The sequence below is a fragment of the Prescottella soli genome, from assembly GCF_040024445.1.
GTDB lineage: Bacteria > Actinomycetota > Actinomycetes > Mycobacteriales > Mycobacteriaceae > Prescottella > Prescottella soli.
Window position 1 is genome coordinate 726,957 of record NZ_CP157276.1, and the last position, 16,204, is coordinate 743,160.

Here is a 16,204-nt window from a genome sequence, read left to right on the forward strand (position 1 = left end):
GGCACCGCGTCGCCATCAGTGGAGCCGTCCCGCTGTCGGGTCGGCGCGCAGCTACAGCGGGCTCTCCAGCCACGCCTGATCGAGTCCCACCCACGTCCCGATGAGGCCGAAGGTGCCCAGCATCCAGAGGGTCAGCACCACGACGACGGACGTGAACAACACTCCGGTTCCTTTGACGACGCCGGACTGCCGGGAGAACCAGGCCATGAACCGGTCGTACCTCGCGCGGGCCCAGTGCAGCAGTCGGTGCGCCCACGCGAACTCGGACGCCAGGATTCCCAGCCCGGCGAAGACGGTCAGCCAGCCGGGTCCGGGATAGGGGACGGTCACGATCCCGACCGCGAGCACGACCACACCGACGAGGCCCACACCGAGCCGGTACGCCAGATTCAGGGAGGGGTTCGCGGCGATCCGCGCGCGACGGCGGCGCCATCTGCTCTCCGCCTCTTCGAGCGCCTCGATCGGATGGAAGCCGTCCTCGTGCGACACCACCGACGCGTCGGCGCCGACCGTACGACCGCTCACCCTTCGGTCACTCACAAGCTGTACCCGCTGTCGCGTCGACGTTCGTGTCGGTCCGACGCCGACGATTCCCAGCGTACCGACGGTCTCGATCGGGGCACCGGACTCGCGACCTGCCGCGATGCCGCGCGGGACCGAACTGATCGGATGATTCGGGCACCTCGCCGCACGCCCTGCACGATAGTGATCCGATGCACACGACCAGCAGAGCTAAACGACTGTCCGCCGCGATCGCGGTGACCGCGACCTGCGCGCTTCTCCTCACCGGATGCGCATCCGACGGCTCGAACGCTCCCGCACCCGGCGACACCACAGGAATCGACACCCGGGCCACCGGCACCGCAACGGGGACGCCCGACACCCTGACCGTCGCCCTGGGGGTCCAGACTCAGGCGCCGGACGCGAAGTCCGCACTCGAATCGAACGCCCAGAAGACGACGGCGCTGATCGACACGTTGAAGGGCAGAGGGATTCCGGCCGACGACATCCAGACCAGCGGGTTGTCCGTGAATCCGACCTTCGAAGGCGGGTCCGGCCGCATCACCGGCTACCAGGTGACGAATCGGGTGACCGCCACCCTGCACGACATCGAGTCGGCCGGCACCCTGATCGACGCGGCGGCCGCGGCCGCGGGCGATGCGATCCGAGTCGAACAGACCACCTTCTCCATCTCCGACGACAGCGAACTGCGCGCGCAGGCGCGGGCCCGCGCGGTGCGACAGGCACAGGACCAGGCAAAACAGATCGCCGAGGCGGCCGGTGTCAAGCTCGGGGCGCTGCGGTCGATCGTCGAGGAGCCTGCGAACCAGCCGGCACCGCTGATGCGCTCACCGATGGCCTTCGACCAGGTAGCGGCCGCGTCGACACCGATCGAGGCCGGAAACCAGGAACTGACGGTGAACGTCACCGTCACGTACGACATCGGCTGAACAGGCGACCTACCGAGGGAAACAGAGAAGGCCCCGTCCGATTTCTCGGACGGGGCCTTCTCGTGTGTGGTCCCGGCTGGGATCGAACCAGCGACCTCCCCGGTGTGAACGGGACGCTCTTCCACTGAGCCACGGGACCGAACCGCGCTGAACACTCGCGGTCGAACGAGACGAAACACTAACACCAACTCACGCCGAACACGAATCCCCTGGTTGTCATTCGTTTCCGGCGCCCGGCAGCGCCGCGGGCGCATCCCTTTCCTCGCGGCGGGCGGTCCGGATTCCGAGCAGCGCTCCGCCACACACCCCCATCAGGGGACCGACTCGATCGACGACATCGTGTCCGAGAACCCCACATCGACACCTGAAGTCCGGGGCGCCCCGCTTCCCCTATGAGCAGTCACCGGAGTGGGGCCCTCGACAGAGGCGCAGACGCCGATGCCTGGAGGGCGCCGCCCGAGCGCGCTCCCTATAGGAGTCTCCGGGTGCGGCACCTGACTGCCACCGCGCCTATACGCGAAGCGCGGGGCGAGCCGTCGCCGGAACCTGAGGCCGGCACCCCCTCGCGCTCGACCCTGACACCGTCGAATCGACGGTTTTCGACCAGAAGGGTCGGTTATCGCGAGCTGCTCCCCCGAACCACCACGGAAAAGTCCCGCTGGAGATCTTGGTTTTGCGTCCTGACCTCGCGATTTGTGCCTTTCTCAAATGGTCCGCTAATGTTCTCACCGCACCGGGGAAGCGGAAACGCCCCGCCGGAGCAAATGCGGATGTAGCGCAGCTGGTAGCGCATCACCTTGCCAAGGTGAGGGTCGCGGGTTCGAATCCCGTCATCCGCTCGAGAGGTTGGACTCGACCTTTTATGGTGGAGTGGCCGAGTGGTGAGGCAACGGCCTGCAAAGCCGTGCACACGGGTTCGATTCCCGTCTCCACCTCGCGCGATTAGCTCAGCGGGAGAGCGCTTCCCTGACACGGAAGAGGTCACTGGTTCAATCCCAGTATCGCGCACCAAGTTCGAGGCAGTATGCTGCTGAAGAACTTGAGTGTTACACATGCGGATGTAGCGCAGCTGGTAGCGCATCACCTTGCCAAGGTGAGGGTCGCGGGTTCGAATCCCGTCATCCGCTCCACGATCGGCCCCTGTGGCCGATCAGGAGACCCCGAGGTAACTCGGGGTTTCCGATCTGAAGGCCCGCGCGATTAGCTCAGCGGGAGAGCGCTTCCCTGACACGGAAGAGGTCACTGGTTCAATCCCAGTATCGCGCACCACCGAGAAGAGGCACCACCACACGGTGGTGCCTCTTCTCGTATTTGCAGGCCGGTTCGCCCCGCCCGCCCGATTCGAACATGAGGGAATCCTCAGGTATCGTCGTCCTTGCCATCCCCCCGATGGTGTTGAGCCCCAGCCATGACCCCCCATCCACGGCTGGGGCTCGTTCATTTCCCGGTCCTCGGGTCCCCGGACCCGCTTCGGCCCCGCTTCAGACCCGCTTCCTCGCGGCGAGCAGCTCCTGGAACCACAGGTACGAATCCTTCGGCGTTCGCGCGAGTGTGTCGTAGTCCACATGGACGAGACCGAAACGCTCCCGGTACCCGGCCGCCCACTCGAAGTTGTCGAGAATCGACCACACGAAGTAGCCCCGGACGTCGACGCCGGTGTCCATCGCCGCGCGAACCGCCGCGAGGTGCTCGGCGTGGTACCCGATGCGACGCTCGTCACGGATCCGTCCCGACGCGTCCGGGTCCGGGTCGTGGAACGAGCACCCGCTCTCGGTGATGTAGACCGGCGGCAACGCCGCGCCGAACCGGTCGCGGAAGATCGTGAGGATCTCGCGGAGGCCGTCGGGGACGATCGGCCAGCCGAAGTCCGTGGTCGGGTATCCCTCCAGCGCGACCGGCGCAAACGGCATTCCGGGCGGCAGGTCGACCTCGAGGACACCGGCCGTCCCCTCCCCCTCCTGGGGCGCGGCGATCACGGTGGGTTCGTAGTAGTTGATCCCGAACCAGTCGAGCGGCTGCGCGATCACCCGCAGGTCGTCGTCGACCGGGCCGGTCAGCAGCGCGGCGAGCTCGTCTGCCGGGTACTTGCCGAGCAGGACAGGGTCGGCGAACGTCCAGTTCACGATGTGGTCGTAGATGTCCGCGGCCTCGACGTCCGCTTCGGCGTCACTCGCGGGATGCACCGGAGCGTGATTCGACGCGATTCCGATGTTGCCGCAGCCGGCGGAGCGGAGGGCCTGCACGGTCAACCCGTGTCCGAGCAACTGGTGGTGCGCCGCCTGCAGCGCACCGAACCCGAGGGACAACCCGGGAGCGTGGACGCCCAGGGCGTGGCCGTACAGCGTGTGCACGACGGGTTCGTTGAGCGGCATCCACATGCCGACCCTGTCGCCGAGCCGCTCCCCCACCAGCGCCGCGTACTCCGCGAGACGATACGACGTCTCCCGGTTCAGCCAGCCGCCGTCGTCCTGGAGCGCCTGCGGCAGATCCCAGTGGAACAGCGTGACCGCGGGAGTGATGCCGGCAGTGCACAGTTCGTCGATCAGCCGGTCGTAGAAATCGAGGCCGGCCGCGTTGACGTCGCCCTTGCCGTCGGGCTGGATCCGCGGCCACGCCACCGAGAGCCGGTAGGAGTCGATGCCGAGGTCGCGCATCAGGGCGACGTCCTCGCGGTAGCGGTGGTAGTGGTCGATCGCGACGTCGCCGGTCTCCCCACCGACGATCTTGCCCGGGACGGAACAGAATTCGTCCCAGATCGAACGGCCCCGACCATCCTCGGTGACCGCCCCCTCCACCTGGTACGCCGCCGCCGCGACACCGAAGACGAAATCGTCGGGGAACTCTGGAATCGAATGCTCTGCCGCCATGATGAGCAGTGAAGCAGAGAACGCCACGAAACGGAGCCGAATGTTGGACACTCGTTCAGTGATTCGAAACACGAAAACCCTTAGTGGGGCGCGCGTCTCGGCGGCTGTCGCGTTCGGCTTGCAAGGGTTCCTGTTGGCGGTGCTGCTCACCCAGCTGCCGCAGTTCAAGGACAGTCTCGGCTTCAGCGACACCCTCGTCGCCGTTACGGTCGTCGGAATTTCCATCGTCGCCGGCGTCGGCAGTGTCCTGGCCGAACAACTCGCGAAGGCCACCTCGAGTCGGACCACGCTGCGCACCGGCCTGTTCGTCATCGCCGTGGGCGCCGCGGTCATCGCGCTCGCGACGTCGACACCGGCTTTCCTCGCGGCGTTCGCGCTGTACGGCATCGGACTCGGCATCGTCGACGCTGCCGCCAACATGCAGGCGGTGTCCATCCAGCACGCCTACGGCCGGGTCATCCTCTCGTCGTTCCACGCGTCCTGGAGTGTCGGGGCGATCGTCGGTGCCGGCTACGTCGCGGTCTGCTCCGCAGTCGATCTGTCGGTCAAGCTCTCCGTCATGATCGGGGCCGCACTGGTCGCGGGGATCTGCGCGTGGATCGGGCCGCGGCTGCTGCGCACCGGACACGAGCGCGCCGCGACGTCGGCCACCGCGCCGCTGACCGTGCCGCTGCGCCCGTTCCTCACCCTCGGCATCGCGATGATGCTCTTCTACGCGATCGACTTCGGTATCGGCACCTACTCGCCGCTGTATCTCAAGGAGGTGCTGCTGTCCGACGCGGGGACCGCCGCGCTCGCCATGGGCGCGTACCAGGTGACCGCACTGATCTCACGGCTGACGGGCGACTACTGGGTGCGCCGATTCGGTGAGATCCCGGTGGTGCGGGTCGGTGCCGCGATCAGCGTGGTCGGTCTGCTGATCGCAGTCCTGGCGCCCTCCCCGGCGGTGGCCATCGCCGGATTCTTCATCGTCGGCCTCGGTGCGCCTGTGATCGCGCCGCTCAGCTTCAGCGCCGCCGGACGGTTGGCGCCACCGGACCAGACCGACGCGGTGGTCGCTCGGATCAACCTGTTCAACTACGCGGGCACGGTCATCGCCGGTGGAGTCATCGGCGGGATCGCAGCGCTGTCCGACCTCCGGGTCGGGTTCGTGGCACCCCTGCTGTTCGCAATCGTGTTGTTCCTGCTCGCGCCCGCTTTCGCCCCGACCCGGGTCCGGTCCGGCGACGCCGAGACCGAGTCTGCACCCACCGGCGCGTGACCGGGACCGTCCCGGAAGGTGGTGTACTTACCGGGACGGACCCGATGGACCCGAGGTGAAGCTGTGACGATTTCCGTGGACCGCGCCGGACTGTGGGACGCCGAGGCGCTCGCCGACGTCGCGGCGGTGACGTTCCCGCTCGCGTGCCCGCCGCACGCGACCAAGGAGGACATCGCGGATTTCATCGACGAGGTGCTCTCGGCGGAGAAGTTCAGCGAGTACCTCACGGATCCGACGCGGACGGTCCTCAAGGCGACTACGGGCGGCGAGATCGTCGGCTACGTGATGTTGGTGGACGGCACGCCCGAGGACCAGGACATCCAGACGGTGGTGTCGCTGCGGCCGACGACGGAGATCAGCAAGCTGTACGTGCTGCCCGACCGGCACGGCTCGGGGGTCTCGGCGGCGCTCATGAATGCGGCGGTGGACCACGCGCGCAACGCGAACTGCGCGGGCGTGTGGCTAGGCGTCAACCAGGAGAACGAGCGGGCGCAGCGGTTCTACGTCAAGAACGGCTTCGAGAAGGTCGGCACGAAGACCTTCCGGGTGGGCGCTCAAACCCACCACGATTTCGTGATGCAGCGCAGCATCTGATCTGCCGCGCTGCATCACGGACGTGACTCAGGCAGCGACCTCGAAACGCGACAGCGCGAGCAGACGCGAGGTGGCACGCAGGTACTTCTTGCGGTAGCCGCCGGCGAGCATCTCCGGGGTGAAGATCTCGTCGAGCTTCGCACCCGACACGGTCACCGGGATGCTGGCGTCGTACAGGCGGTCGGCGAGCACCACCAGGCGCAGGGCGACAGACTGATCCTCGGCGGGATGGACACCCTTGATGAACACGGCCGGGATGCCCTCGACGAGCTTGCCGTAACGCGACGGGTGCAGCGTGCTCAGGTGCGTGCACAGCGCGTCGAAGTCGTCGAGCGTGGCGCCCTCGATCGCGTCGGCGCGCTCGAGCAGATCGGCGTCGTCCGTCGGCTCGGGGGCGGGCGGCAGGTCGCGGTGACGGTAGTCAGGGCCGTCGACGCGGATGGTCTCGAAGATCGAGCCGAGCTTCTTGATCTCGCGCAGGAAGTCCTGCGCGGCGAACCGGCCCTCACCGAGCTGTCCGGGCAGCGTGTTCGACGTCGCGACGATCGACACGCCGCGCGCCGACAGCTCGGTCAGCAGGCGGGACACCAGCATCGTGTCGCCCGGATCGTCGAGCTCGAACTCGTCGATGCACAGCACGCTGTGCGACGACAGTTCCTCGACCGCGCGGTTGAAGCCGAGCGCGCCGACGACGTGCGTCAGCTCGACGAACGTGCCGAACGCCTTGGGCGACGGGGAGCTGTGGAAGATCGACGCGAGCAGGTGGGTCTTGCCGACACCGAATCCGCCGTCGAGGTACAGACCGGCGCCCGTGGACGGCGCCTTCTTGCCGAACAGGCCGCGGCGGCCACCGCCACGGATCTTGGCGACCTTCTGGGAGAACTCCTCGGCCTTGCTCACCGCGGCGGCCTGGCTGGGCTCCTTGGGGTCGGGAATGTAGGACGCGAAGCTGACCTCGTCGAACATCGCCGGGGGCACCATTTGAGCAACCAATTGATCGGCCGGCACCACCGGATTGCGATCGACAAGACGTGCATGCATGCACAGAGCGTATCGACGTGCTGTGATCGAACACGTGCACCGTCTGGATATTGCGACCTACCTCACACGCGACCAAGGCAGCACCGGCCGGCCGCCGGAGCTGAGCGACGACGACCTGCGTTCACTGTACGGCTATCCGGCCGCGCTCGACCGACCGTGGGTCCGCGTCAACTTCGTCTCCAGCGTCGACGGCGCGGTGACCGTCGACGGCGCCAGCGGGGGCCTCGGGACGCCCGCGGACAAGCGGGTGTTCACGGTGCTCCGGGAACTCGCCGACGTGATCGTCGTGGGCGCCGGCACGGCCCGCACCGAGAACTACGGCGGCGCACGCACCGACCCGGCCCTCGCCCGGCGCCGGCTCGGATCCGGGCTGTCCGAGGTCCCGCCGATCGCCGTGATCACCGCGAGCGGCCGCGTCGACCCGACGTCGCGACTGCTCACCGACACCGTCGTCCCGCCGTTGGTGCTGACCTCCGCCCGCGCCGACGCCGGCGACCTCTCCCGCCTGCGCGACGCGGGCGCCCGCGTCGAGATCGTCTCCGACGGGAACGTCACGGGAACCGCGGTCGTCGCGGCCCTGCAACGGCGGGGGCTGCGCCGCGTGCTGTGCGAGGGCGGGCCCGGCCTGTTCGGCACCCTGACCGCGGCCGGCGTCGTCGACGAACTGTGCCTGACGACCTCCCCGCAACTGGTGGCCGGACGGGCCGGACGGATCGCGGTCTCCCCCGACGCGAATCCGACGCCGATGACCCGTGTGCACGTCCTCGGGGACGACGACGGGACCCTGCTGACGCGATGGGTGCGCACGCGTGATCAGTGACCGACCTGGCAGGCTGTCCGGCATGCAGTCGCTTGTGAGCAGGGTCGGTGTCGCAGCGATCGCCGGTGCCGTGCTCGCCGCCTGCACGGCGTGCGGCGCCGGACCGTCCGATCGACCCGACATCGCGGTGGTCGAGCACGGTGGCGGCTCCGCACCGACATCCGACACGGCGGACCGGATCCCGCAGCTGCAGACCCCGGTCCGGGACCTCGACTGGACGGACTGCAAGGACGCCACCCTCCGGGCGCTCGGGCTCGACTCCGGCCCGGAGGGCCTGACATTCGAGTGCGCGACCCTGGTCGCTCCGATCGACGGCGGCAGCGGAACGGGCCCGCTCCAGGTCGGCGCCGCGCGCGCCCGCCTGCCGCAGACTCCCGCAGACGCCGCGCCGCTGGTCCTCACGTCGGGTTCCGACGTCACGTCGACGAGCACGCTGGCCGCACTGGCGACCGGCCCCAGTTCGGGGCTGCTCGAGCGGCAGCCGATCGTCGCGGTCGACCGGCGGGGTATCGGCGCGTCGACGCCGATCGACTGCGGTCGGACCGTCGACCGTCGCGGCCTCGCCGATCTCGGCCAGTTCACACCCGGCGACACGTCCGGCGTCGACGAGGTTGCCGCGATGAGCCGTGACGCGACCGTGGCATGCACCGATTCGCTTCAGCCGCAGGAGCTGGCGTTCGACACCGCGCACGCCGCCGACGACCTCGAGCAGCTCCGGAAGCTGTGGCAGGTCGACGCTCTCGGCCTGCTGGGCACCGGCAACGGCTCCGCGGTCGCGTTGGCCTACGCCGCGAAGTATCCGAGCCGGGTGGGCCGGCTGGTGCTGGACTCGCCCGTCGCGACCACCGCCGACGCGGCGACCGCCGCCGAGCAGCGCGTCCAGGGTCAGGAGGCGGCCCTCGCCGATTTCAGCCGCCGCTGCGCCGCGTTGAACTGCTCGCTGGGCCCGGACCCGTCCGCCGCGATCGTGGCACTGCGTGACCGCGCGGCGGCGGGCGAACTCGGGACGGTGTCGTCGAGCGCCCTGCTGACCGCCGTCTCGTCGTTCCTCGGGTCACCGCGCGGTGATCAGGTGGGCCGGGTGCGCGAGCTCTCGGACGTGCTGGCGGCGGCCGGACGCGGTGACCTTGCGCCGCTGCAGGGGCTGATCGGCCGGACGGAGGCCGCCGTCGGCACCGACGGTCAGTTCGTGGCGCGCTGCAGCGACGGCCAGCAGTGGCCGGGACCCGGACGCGCGAAGGAACTTCAACGGACATGGGCCGAGCGGTATCCGGTGTTCGGCGCGGACGCCGCCGTCGGGCTCATGCGGTGCTCCGCGTGGCCGACGATGTCACCGCCGCCGCTTCCGAGCGCGATCCCGGTGCCGGTCCTCGTGTTCAACGGCGCCGCCGATCCGGTCGTCGGCGATGGCGGGGTCGCCACGGTCACCGGAACCCTCACGAGCGCGGACACCACGTGGTCGAACGTGACCTGGGCGGGTTACGGGCATCCGGTCACGACGCACTCGGACTGTGCCCGCCGATCTCTCGTCCGCTACCTGGATTCCGCCGCGCTGCCGACGAACGGGAGCGCCTGCCCGGCGTGACCCTCGGGGTGGCCGACCCGACCCGACCGCCGCGCGGTGTACCGTGCCGTAGTGTTCCTTCGACGATTCGAGCCGCGTACCGGCCGCACCACCGCCGAGGTCATCAACTTCGCGCTCTGGCCCCTCGCCGTGATGACGGTGATCCACCGGGTAGTCGTCAAGGCGGTCAACGGATCCGTCACCGACGACTTCTCGCCCGTGTACCAGGCGGCGTTGGCGTTCCTCAATCGTCGCGAGGTCTACACCGCCAACTTCAATTCGGTGGACCCGCACTACCTCTACCAGCCGAGTGGCACTCTGCTGCTGTCGCCGATCGCGCTCATCGATCCCGAGAAGTCGCGCTGGCTGTTCATCCTGGCCAACGCGATCGCCGTCATCATCGCGCTGTATCTGCTGCTCAAGATGTTCGACCTGACGCTGAACTCGGTGGCCGCACCCATCCTGTTGTTCGCGGCGTTCTCGACCGAGACGGTGTCGAACACCCTCGTGTTCTCGAATGTCAACGGCCTGGTCCTGCTCGGCGAAGTCGCGTTCCTGCTCCTGCTGCTTCGCCGGAAGGACCTGTGGTCGGGTGCCGCGATCGGACTGACGTTGGCGGTCAAACCGATTCTCGCGCCACTGCTGTTGCTGCCGTTGGTGCGCGGCCAGTGGAAGGTGTTCGTCACCGCGATCGGCATTCCCGTCGTCCTCATGGCGGTGGCGTGGCCGTTGTCGGTCGATCCGATGGATTTCGTCACCCACACGCTGCCGTATCTGTCGGAGTCGCGCGACTACTTCAACAGCTCGATCGTCGGCAACGGCACCTACTACGGCCTGCCGGTCGCGCTGATCTGGGCGCTGCGAATCACGTTCGCCGCCATGGTCGCGGTGTCGCTGTGGCTGCTGTACCGGTACTACCGGCAGGACGAGCTGTTCTTCGTCGCGACTACGACCGGTGTGCTGATGGCGGCGTCGTTCCTGCTGTTGTCGCTCGGCCAGATGTACTACTCGATGCTGCTCTTCCCGCTCGTCATGACCGTCGTGCTGCGCAACTCGGTGATGCGGAACTGGCCGGCATGGCTCGCGCTCTACGGATGCCTCAGCGCGGACGAGTGGATCTCGCACCGATTCCTGGAGGCCGGCCGAGCCGCCGAATACCTCAAGCCCACGATGGGCTGGAGCCTGCTGCTCATCGTCATCTTCGCGGTTCTGGTCAACCGGTACCTCACCGCGAAGCGCGAGGGTCGCCTCGACCAGGGCATCGACCCGGACTTCCTCGTCGCCGACACCACCGCGGCCGCCCCGACGCCCGCCAAGGTGTGACGCGGCCCGCGCCGCGTCGTATTAGCGTGGAGGCATGAGTTCCACACAGGATTCCGGCCTCCCCGAACCGCGATTTCGCCGCAACGACGGTGAGTGGCGCGCGCACCTGACACCTGAGGAGTATCACGTGCTCCGTCAGGCCGGCACCGAGCCGCCGCACGTCGGCGAGTACACGAACACCAAGACGGAGGGCGTGTACTCGTGCCGCGCCTGCGGCGCCGAGCTGTTCCGCAGCACCGAGAAGTTCGAATCGCACTGCGGCTGGCCGTCGTTCTTCGATCCGTCCGACTCCGACGCGGTGATCCTGCGCTCCGACGACTCGCTGGGGATGCGCCGCGTCGAGGTCCTGTGCAGCAACTGCCACAGCCACCTCGGCCACGTCTTCGAGGGCGAGGGCTACCCCACCCCGACAGACCAGCGGTACTGCATCAACAGCATCTCGCTCACGCTCCAGCCAGCCGACGGCTCCTAGAACGGAGGATTGCCCCGGCGACGCCGCCAGTCGCCGGGGCAATCTCTCGTTTCACTACCTTGCTCACCAAGGTACTGCTACCTTGCTGTGCATGAGTCCATCGGTCGAACGCCGCAGCCTGATCCTCCGAGGCGTGCTCGATATCTGCCTGCTCGCACTGCTTCGGGAACAACCCGTCTACGGCTACGAACTCACCGAGAGACTGGCCGAGCGGGACCTGCTGGTCGCGGGAGGTTCGTCCTACCCACTGCTCGCCCGCCTCGAGAAGGCCGGATTGGTCGAATCCGAAAGCCGCCGATCCGAATCGGGCCCGCCGAGGAAGTACTACTCGTTGTCCGACGCCGGCCGCAAAGCCCTTGCCGAGGGCACCGCCGAATGGTCCACGGTGGCCAAGAGTGTCACCGCACTACTTGATCCGATCTCGGAAACCACATCAGGGGAGGAATCAGCATGATCGAGGTAAGCATCGAACGCACGGAACCGGCAGGGCCGGAAGACGGTCCGAAGATCCTGCGCGACGCCAAGCGCATTTGGCGCAGAGCGGGGGTTCGACGCGTGGACCGCCGCGCTCTGCTCACCGAACTGTCGGACGAACTGACCGCAGCCGACGCCGACGGACTGCCCGCGAGCTCGGTGGTCGGCAACAATCGGGAAGAGACACTGCGGGCCTGGGCCGACGAGCGCGAACTGTCGGGGCGCTCCCTGCGCCTGCCACTGGTCGTTCCGGTAGTTCTCGGCGGCATCGCTGTCGGTTTCACGCTGCTGGCGGTGATCCTCTACACGGGATTCAAAACCCCGACCCCAGAGGAGTTGTCAGGGATCGGCAAGACGAGCGTCCTGCAGATCGAACCCGCATATCTCATCTTCGGCATCTACGCGGTCACGGGCGTGCTCGCCTACGTACTTGCCGTCGCAGGAGGTTTCGCAGCGTTGCGCCTGGTGCGCGACCCCCAAGCTGCCGACACGGCCCGGTGGCTCGCCGCCACCCTGCCCGCCGGCGCCGCCGTGGCAACGGCGGCGGGCGTCGGGGTCGCACGGATCCTGGGGTTCACCACCGAGCCACGCACCTTCGTCGCAGTGATCGTCGCCGTGAGCGTGAGCCTCGTGGCGACGGTGGCGATTGCTCGCTACCTGGCGACGCGTCCGCGTGCCGCGAGCGAATTCAGCACGGCTGCCGCCTGATCCGCGCCGTCGACGGTGACGGTGAACTTGGATCCGTCGCCGCGAGTCACGCGCAGCGCCGCGCCCGGGCGGATCAGCAGACCGACACCGTCGGGACCGACCCGGTAGCCGATGCCGCCGTAGCGGTTGATCAGCCCGATCTTTACGACGTCGGCGCGGGCGATCTCGTCGAGCGGGATCCGGCGTCGGCCACCGGTGAGGACGTACCGCGTCTCGAGGCCACGGCCGTCCACCACGACGTGCACGGGCGCGAGGGTAAGTCCCATCAGCAGCGCGCCGACGACCGCGGCGACCAGCAGCATCGGCACCGCGTCCTCGGACGCCGCCCAGACGACCGACACGACGATCACCACCGGGACCAGCGCGAGTACCGTCGCGAGCCAGCGCGGCATCGCCGCCGTCCCCGTCCACACGACGGTCTCAGTATCGGCGAGATCCATCCGTGCCGCGTCCGACGGCGGGGCCACGGCGACCACCCCCACCGGATCGGGGCGCCCGACCAGCGCGGACCCGGCGACCGCCGCGACGATTCCGACGAGCACCGTCGGTACGAGCCACCATCCGGAGAACGAGGCCTCTGACGCGTCGGTGAGGCCGCGCTGGGCGACGAGCATGCCGATCGGCAGGACCGCGACCGCGGTGCCGGTACCGGACGCGATCGCGGCCCCCATCCGGGCCGCACGCACGTCACGCCGCGTGAGCAGCAACAGAATTCCGCCGAGGAGCACCGCGAAGACGAGCCCCAGCAATGGCGACCACTGCGCCGCAGCGCGTGAGGCGAAACCGTCCGCGGCCCCGCCCGACCCGAAGTGGATGGCGACCGGATCGGGCAGGTCGCCGGCCCATGCCGTGAGCACGGCGATCGAACCTGCCGCCGCGACCACCGGGACGAGCAACGCGCCGGCGAGGCCCCTGATCCACGAAACCCTCTGCGCCTGAATCGATTCGGTCATGCCATCTCCCTTTTTACGAGGTCGAGCAGGTCTGCAGCACTCATGCCGTGCCGCTTGGCCTCGGTGACGAGTCCGCGGACCGCGTCGAGCAACCGACTCCGGGCCGAAGCGTCCGCGGCCACCACTGCACCGCGCCCGCGGCGCAGTTCGATCAGCCCCTCGTCACGCAGCAGTTGGTATCCGCGGAGCACGGTGTGGATGTTGACGTCCAGCGATGCCGCCAGGTCACGGGCGGAGGGCAACCGCTCCCCGACCGCGACCGAACCGTCGGCGATGGCGCCGCGCACGGACGCGGCGAACTGCTCGTACAGGGGTACGGCGGACGACTGATCGATACGGATGAGCACACACTCACCATATTGTTCTAGTTCAAATAGAACAAGTCAGAGCGGCGGATCGAACGCCTTGATCGGAGGAAGTTCGTCGTCGAAACGCTCGACCTGCACCAGGACGTGCTGCCCCGTGCACCCGTGCGACAGGCGCGAGGCGCCCACGTCGGCGGTGAGCACGTTGGGGTTGCCGTGCACGCACATCGAGTCGGGGTCGGCCGGGTCGAGCGGGTCGTACCAGGCCCCCGTGGACAACTGCACCACCCCGGGTCGGACGTCGTCGTCGAGCACGAGGCCGGCGAGGCAGGCTCCGCGGTCGTTGAACACCCGGACCACGTCGCCGGCAGCCAATCCGCGTACGGCGGCGTCGTCCGGGTGCAGCCGGATCGGTTCACGACCGTGAATCTTCGACGCCTGGCTGGCGGCGCCGTGGTCGAGTTGCCCGTGCAGGCGGGTCCTGGGCTGATTCGCGATCAGGTGCAGCGGGAAGGTTCGGGCGCGGTCGCCGCCGAGCCACTCGTCGGGCTCGTACCAGCGCGGGTGGCCGGCGCAGTCGTCGTATCCGAAGCCGTCGATGTCGGCGGAGAAGATCTCGATCCGCCCGCTCGGCGTGGTCAACGGGTTGCGCTGCGGATCGTCCCGGAACTCGGAGAAGAGGGACAGCCCATCCTCGGTACGCATCCGCACGTGCCCGCGCTGCCAGAACTCGTCGAACTCGGGCGCCTCCACATGCGCCGGGTCCGCCAGCACGAATCCGCGCCACTGCTCGTACAGGTGCTCGATCCACTGCTGCGCCTTACGGCCCTCGGTGAAGCGTTCCCCGAACCCGAGACGGTGCGCGAGCGCCGAGAACGTGTCGTAGTCGTCGCGCGCGTCGGCGTACCGGGGGGCTGCCTGGTGCATGGCGACCAGCAGCGGATCGTTGCGGGTGCACGCGAGGTCGTTGCGCTCGAGCGACGTGGTCGACGGCACCACGATGTCGGCGTGCCGGGCCATCGGCGTCCAATACGGCTCGTGCACGACGATCGTGTCCGGTCGGGCCAGTGCGCGCCGCAGCCGGGCCAGGTCCTGGTGGTGGTGGAACGGGTTGCCGCCGGCCCAGTAGACCAGGCGGGTCTCCGGGTAGGTGAGGCGCCGGCCGTCGAAGTCGAACTCCTCCCCCGGGTGCAGCAGCAGATCCGCGATCGCTGCCACCGGGATGAGGTCGGGCACCGGGTTGCTGCCCTGGAACAGCGTCGGCAGCGGGTACGGCACCGGGGCCAGTCCGGGCTCGTTCATCGACCCGTAGCCGTGGCCGAATCCGCCTCCGGGAAGCCCGATCTGGCCGAGCATCGCGGCGAGCGTCACCCCCATCCACGGGGCCTGCTCGCCGTACCGGACGCGCTGCAGCGACCAGGTCACGGTGACCATCGTGCGTCCCGCGACCATCCGGCGGGCGAGCGCGACGATGTCACGTGCAGGCACCCCCGACAGCGCGGACGCCCACTCCGGGGTCTTCGGAATGCCGTCGTCGGTACCGAGCAGGTAGCGCTCGAACCGGTCGTAGCCGACGCAGTACCGGTCGAGGAAGTCGTTGTCGTGCAGCCCCTCCGACGCCAGCACATGCGCGAGGCCGAGCATGATCGCGACGTCGGATCCCGGGATCGGCGCGATCCACTCGCACCGTCCGTGCAGGTCGTCGCGCAGGGGGCTGATCGAGACCACCTCGCCGCCGCGCTCACGCAGGCGGTCGAGACCGCCGCGGGTCGGGTGTTCGCTGGTGCCACCACTGTTGACGGCGGTGTTCTTCAGCGGCACTCCGCCGAAGCACACCATCAGATCGGTGTGGTCGGCGATGACGTCCCAGTTGGTGGAGCGGGCGAACAGCTTCCAGTGCGTGCCGACGACGCGCGGCATGATGACGCCGGTCGCGCCGAGCGAATAGGTGTGCACCGAGCGGGTGTAGCCGCCGAGCATGTTGAGGAACCGGTGCACCTGACTCTGCGCGTGGTGGAACCGGCCCGCGCTCGCCCAGCCGTAGGAGCCCCCGAAGATCGCGCGGTTGCCGTGCTCGTCGACGACGCGGCGCAGCTCCCGCGCCAGCAGGTCCAGCAACTCGTCCCACGACACGGCCACGAACTCGTCGGCGCCGCGCATGTCGGACGGGCCGGGGCCGCGCTCGAGCCAGCCGCGCCGGACCGCCGGACCGGTGATGCGGGAGCGGTGCCGCACCGACCCGGGCAGGTTCCCCAGGATCGGGGACGGATCGGAGTCCCCCGTGTAGGGGTGCACCGCGCTCACGTCGCCGTCGGCCGCCTCCACCTCGAACATGCCCCAGTGCGCCATGTGCTGGTACCGCGCCGCCGAA

Annotated in this window: 15 protein-coding genes and 6 tRNA genes; 14 read left to right on the plus strand and 7 right to left on the minus strand. The window is 68.7% G+C overall.

Annotated features, from left to right (window positions below; all coding sequences use genetic code 11):
- Positions 1-51: 51 nt before the first annotated feature.
- Positions 52-489: a TIGR02611 family protein gene (locus ABI214_RS03375; RefSeq protein WP_348611232.1), complete on the minus strand. Its 438-nt coding sequence runs from the start codon at positions 487-489 to the stop codon at positions 52-54.
- Positions 490-713: 224 nt separating this feature from the next.
- Here ABI214_RS03375 and ABI214_RS03380 point away from each other — a divergent pair, with 224 nt between their 5' ends.
- Positions 714-1,451, plus strand: coding sequence for an SIMPL domain-containing protein (locus tag ABI214_RS03380; protein WP_348606146.1), 738 nt, complete (start codon positions 714-716; stop codon positions 1,449-1,451).
- 67 nt (positions 1,452-1,518) lie between these two features.
- Here ABI214_RS03380 and ABI214_RS03385 read toward each other — a convergent pair.
- Positions 1,519-1,590, minus strand: a tRNA-Val gene (locus ABI214_RS03385).
- A gap of 627 nt (positions 1,591-2,217) precedes the next feature.
- Between ABI214_RS03385 and ABI214_RS03390 the strand changes: the two genes are divergently transcribed.
- The 5 genes from ABI214_RS03390 to ABI214_RS03410 all read left to right on the plus strand — a co-directional run bounded on the left by ABI214_RS03390 (position 2,218) and on the right by ABI214_RS03410 (position 2,720).
- Positions 2,218-2,290 (plus strand) — tRNA-Gly (locus tag ABI214_RS03390).
- Between the two features lie 25 nt (positions 2,291-2,315).
- Positions 2,316-2,386: transfer RNA gene (locus ABI214_RS03395), tRNA-Cys, on the plus strand.
- Between the two features lies 1 nt (position 2,387).
- Positions 2,388-2,462: transfer RNA gene (locus ABI214_RS03400), tRNA-Val, on the plus strand.
- Between the two features lie 43 nt (positions 2,463-2,505).
- Positions 2,506-2,581: transfer RNA gene (locus tag ABI214_RS03405), tRNA-Gly, on the plus strand.
- 64 nt (positions 2,582-2,645) lie between these two features.
- A tRNA-Val gene (locus ABI214_RS03410) sits at positions 2,646-2,720 on the plus strand.
- A gap of 212 nt (positions 2,721-2,932) precedes the next feature.
- On the opposite strand, the gene ABI214_RS03415 is transcribed toward ABI214_RS03410, so the two are convergent.
- Positions 2,933-4,318 carry a GH1 family beta-glucosidase gene (locus ABI214_RS03415; RefSeq protein WP_348606148.1) on the minus strand — a complete coding sequence of 462 codons (1,386 nt, stop codon included), beginning with the start codon at positions 4,316-4,318 and terminating at the stop codon, positions 2,933-2,935.
- 40 nt (positions 4,319-4,358) lie between these two features.
- Between ABI214_RS03415 and ABI214_RS03420 the strand changes: the two genes are divergently transcribed.
- Positions 4,359-5,579, plus strand: coding sequence for an MFS transporter (locus ABI214_RS03420; RefSeq protein ID WP_348606150.1), 1,221 nt, complete (start codon positions 4,359-4,361; stop codon positions 5,577-5,579).
- Positions 5,580-5,642: 63 nt separating this feature from the next.
- Entirely contained in the window at positions 5,643-6,173 is a 531-nt protein-coding gene (locus tag ABI214_RS03425; RefSeq protein WP_348606154.1) for a GNAT family N-acetyltransferase, read from the plus strand.
- A gap of 27 nt (positions 6,174-6,200) precedes the next feature.
- Here the strand turns inward: ABI214_RS03425 and zapE are convergent, their stop codons facing one another.
- Positions 6,201-7,214 carry a cell division protein ZapE gene (gene zapE / locus ABI214_RS03430; RefSeq protein ID WP_348606157.1) on the minus strand — a complete coding sequence of 338 codons (1,014 nt, stop codon included), beginning with the start codon at positions 7,212-7,214 and terminating at the stop codon, positions 6,201-6,203.
- A gap of 22 nt (positions 7,215-7,236) precedes the next feature.
- Between zapE and ABI214_RS03435 the strand changes: the two genes are divergently transcribed.
- From ABI214_RS03435 to ABI214_RS03460, 6 genes are all read left to right on the plus strand, one after another.
- On the plus strand, positions 7,237-8,034 hold the full coding sequence (locus tag ABI214_RS03435; RefSeq protein ID WP_348606159.1) for a pyrimidine reductase family protein: 798 nt from the start codon (positions 7,237-7,239) through the stop codon (positions 8,032-8,034).
- Between the two features lie 22 nt (positions 8,035-8,056).
- Positions 8,057-9,619 (plus strand): alpha/beta fold hydrolase, encoded by a 1,563-nt coding sequence (locus tag ABI214_RS03440; protein ID WP_348606161.1) that lies wholly within the window; start codon positions 8,057-8,059, stop codon positions 9,617-9,619.
- 51 nt (positions 9,620-9,670) lie between these two features.
- On the plus strand, positions 9,671-10,921 hold the full coding sequence (locus tag ABI214_RS03445; RefSeq protein ID WP_408586647.1) for a glycosyltransferase family 87 protein: 1,251 nt from the start codon (positions 9,671-9,673) through the stop codon (positions 10,919-10,921).
- 34 nt (positions 10,922-10,955) lie between these two features.
- Complete coding sequence (gene msrB, locus ABI214_RS03450) at positions 10,956-11,393, plus strand: peptide-methionine (R)-S-oxide reductase MsrB (protein ID WP_348606166.1); 438 nt, start codon at positions 10,956-10,958, stop codon at positions 11,391-11,393.
- A gap of 91 nt (positions 11,394-11,484) precedes the next feature.
- Positions 11,485-11,847: a PadR family transcriptional regulator gene (locus ABI214_RS03455; protein ID WP_348606169.1), complete on the plus strand. Its 363-nt coding sequence runs from the start codon at positions 11,485-11,487 to the stop codon at positions 11,845-11,847.
- Positions 11,844-12,575 carry a hypothetical protein gene (locus ABI214_RS03460; RefSeq protein ID WP_348606171.1) on the plus strand — a complete coding sequence of 244 codons (732 nt, stop codon included), beginning with the start codon at positions 11,844-11,846 and terminating at the stop codon, positions 12,573-12,575. Before ABI214_RS03455 ends, ABI214_RS03460 begins: the two co-directional genes overlap by 4 nt.
- On the opposite strand, the gene ABI214_RS03465 is transcribed toward ABI214_RS03460, so the two are convergent.
- From ABI214_RS03465 to ABI214_RS03475, 3 genes are read right to left on the minus strand one after another with little or no spacing between them, the layout of a single operon-like run.
- Entirely contained in the window at positions 12,521-13,528 is a 1,008-nt protein-coding gene (locus tag ABI214_RS03465; protein ID WP_348606173.1) for a DUF1648 domain-containing protein, read from the minus strand. The genes ABI214_RS03460 and ABI214_RS03465 overlap by 55 nt on opposite strands.
- Positions 13,525-13,875 carry a GntR family transcriptional regulator gene (locus ABI214_RS03470; protein ID WP_348606175.1) on the minus strand — a complete coding sequence of 117 codons (351 nt, stop codon included), beginning with the start codon at positions 13,873-13,875 and terminating at the stop codon, positions 13,525-13,527. Before ABI214_RS03470 ends, ABI214_RS03465 begins: the two co-directional genes overlap by 4 nt.
- Before the next feature lie 36 nt (positions 13,876-13,911).
- The gene (locus tag ABI214_RS03475) at positions 13,912-16,182 is read right to left on the minus strand and encodes a molybdopterin guanine dinucleotide-containing S/N-oxide reductase (protein WP_348611235.1); all 2,271 of its coding nucleotides are present in this window, start codon (positions 16,180-16,182) and stop codon (positions 13,912-13,914) included.
- Between the last annotated feature and the right edge of the window lie 22 nt (positions 16,183-16,204).

Excerpts from the sequence above, each read along its gene's own strand:
- ABI214_RS03380 (WP_348606146.1), top strand. The coding sequence starts at position 714 with ATGCACACGACCAGCAGAGCTAAACGACTGTCCGCCGCGATCGCGGTG.
- ABI214_RS03415 (WP_348606148.1), bottom strand. The coding sequence starts at position 4,318 with ATGGCGGCAGAGCATTCGATTCCAGAGTTCCCCGACGATTTCGTCTTC.
- ABI214_RS03420 (WP_348606150.1), top strand. The coding sequence starts at position 4,359 with ATGTTGGACACTCGTTCAGTGATTCGAAACACGAAAACCCTTAGTGGG.
- zapE (WP_348606157.1), bottom strand. The coding sequence starts at position 7,214 with ATGCATGCACGTCTTGTCGATCGCAATCCGGTGGTGCCGGCCGATCAA.
- ABI214_RS03440 (WP_348606161.1), top strand. The coding sequence starts at position 8,057 with ATGCAGTCGCTTGTGAGCAGGGTCGGTGTCGCAGCGATCGCCGGTGCC.
- msrB (WP_348606166.1), top strand. The coding sequence starts at position 10,956 with ATGAGTTCCACACAGGATTCCGGCCTCCCCGAACCGCGATTTCGCCGC.
- ABI214_RS03455 (WP_348606169.1), top strand. The coding sequence starts at position 11,485 with ATGAGTCCATCGGTCGAACGCCGCAGCCTGATCCTCCGAGGCGTGCTC.
- ABI214_RS03460 (WP_348606171.1), top strand. The coding sequence starts at position 11,844 with ATGATCGAGGTAAGCATCGAACGCACGGAACCGGCAGGGCCGGAAGAC.
- ABI214_RS03465 (WP_348606173.1), bottom strand. The coding sequence starts at position 13,528 with ATGACCGAATCGATTCAGGCGCAGAGGGTTTCGTGGATCAGGGGCCTC.
- ABI214_RS03475 (WP_348611235.1), bottom strand. The coding sequence starts at position 16,182 with ATGGCGCACTGGGGCATGTTCGAGGTGGAGGCGGCCGACGGCGACGTG.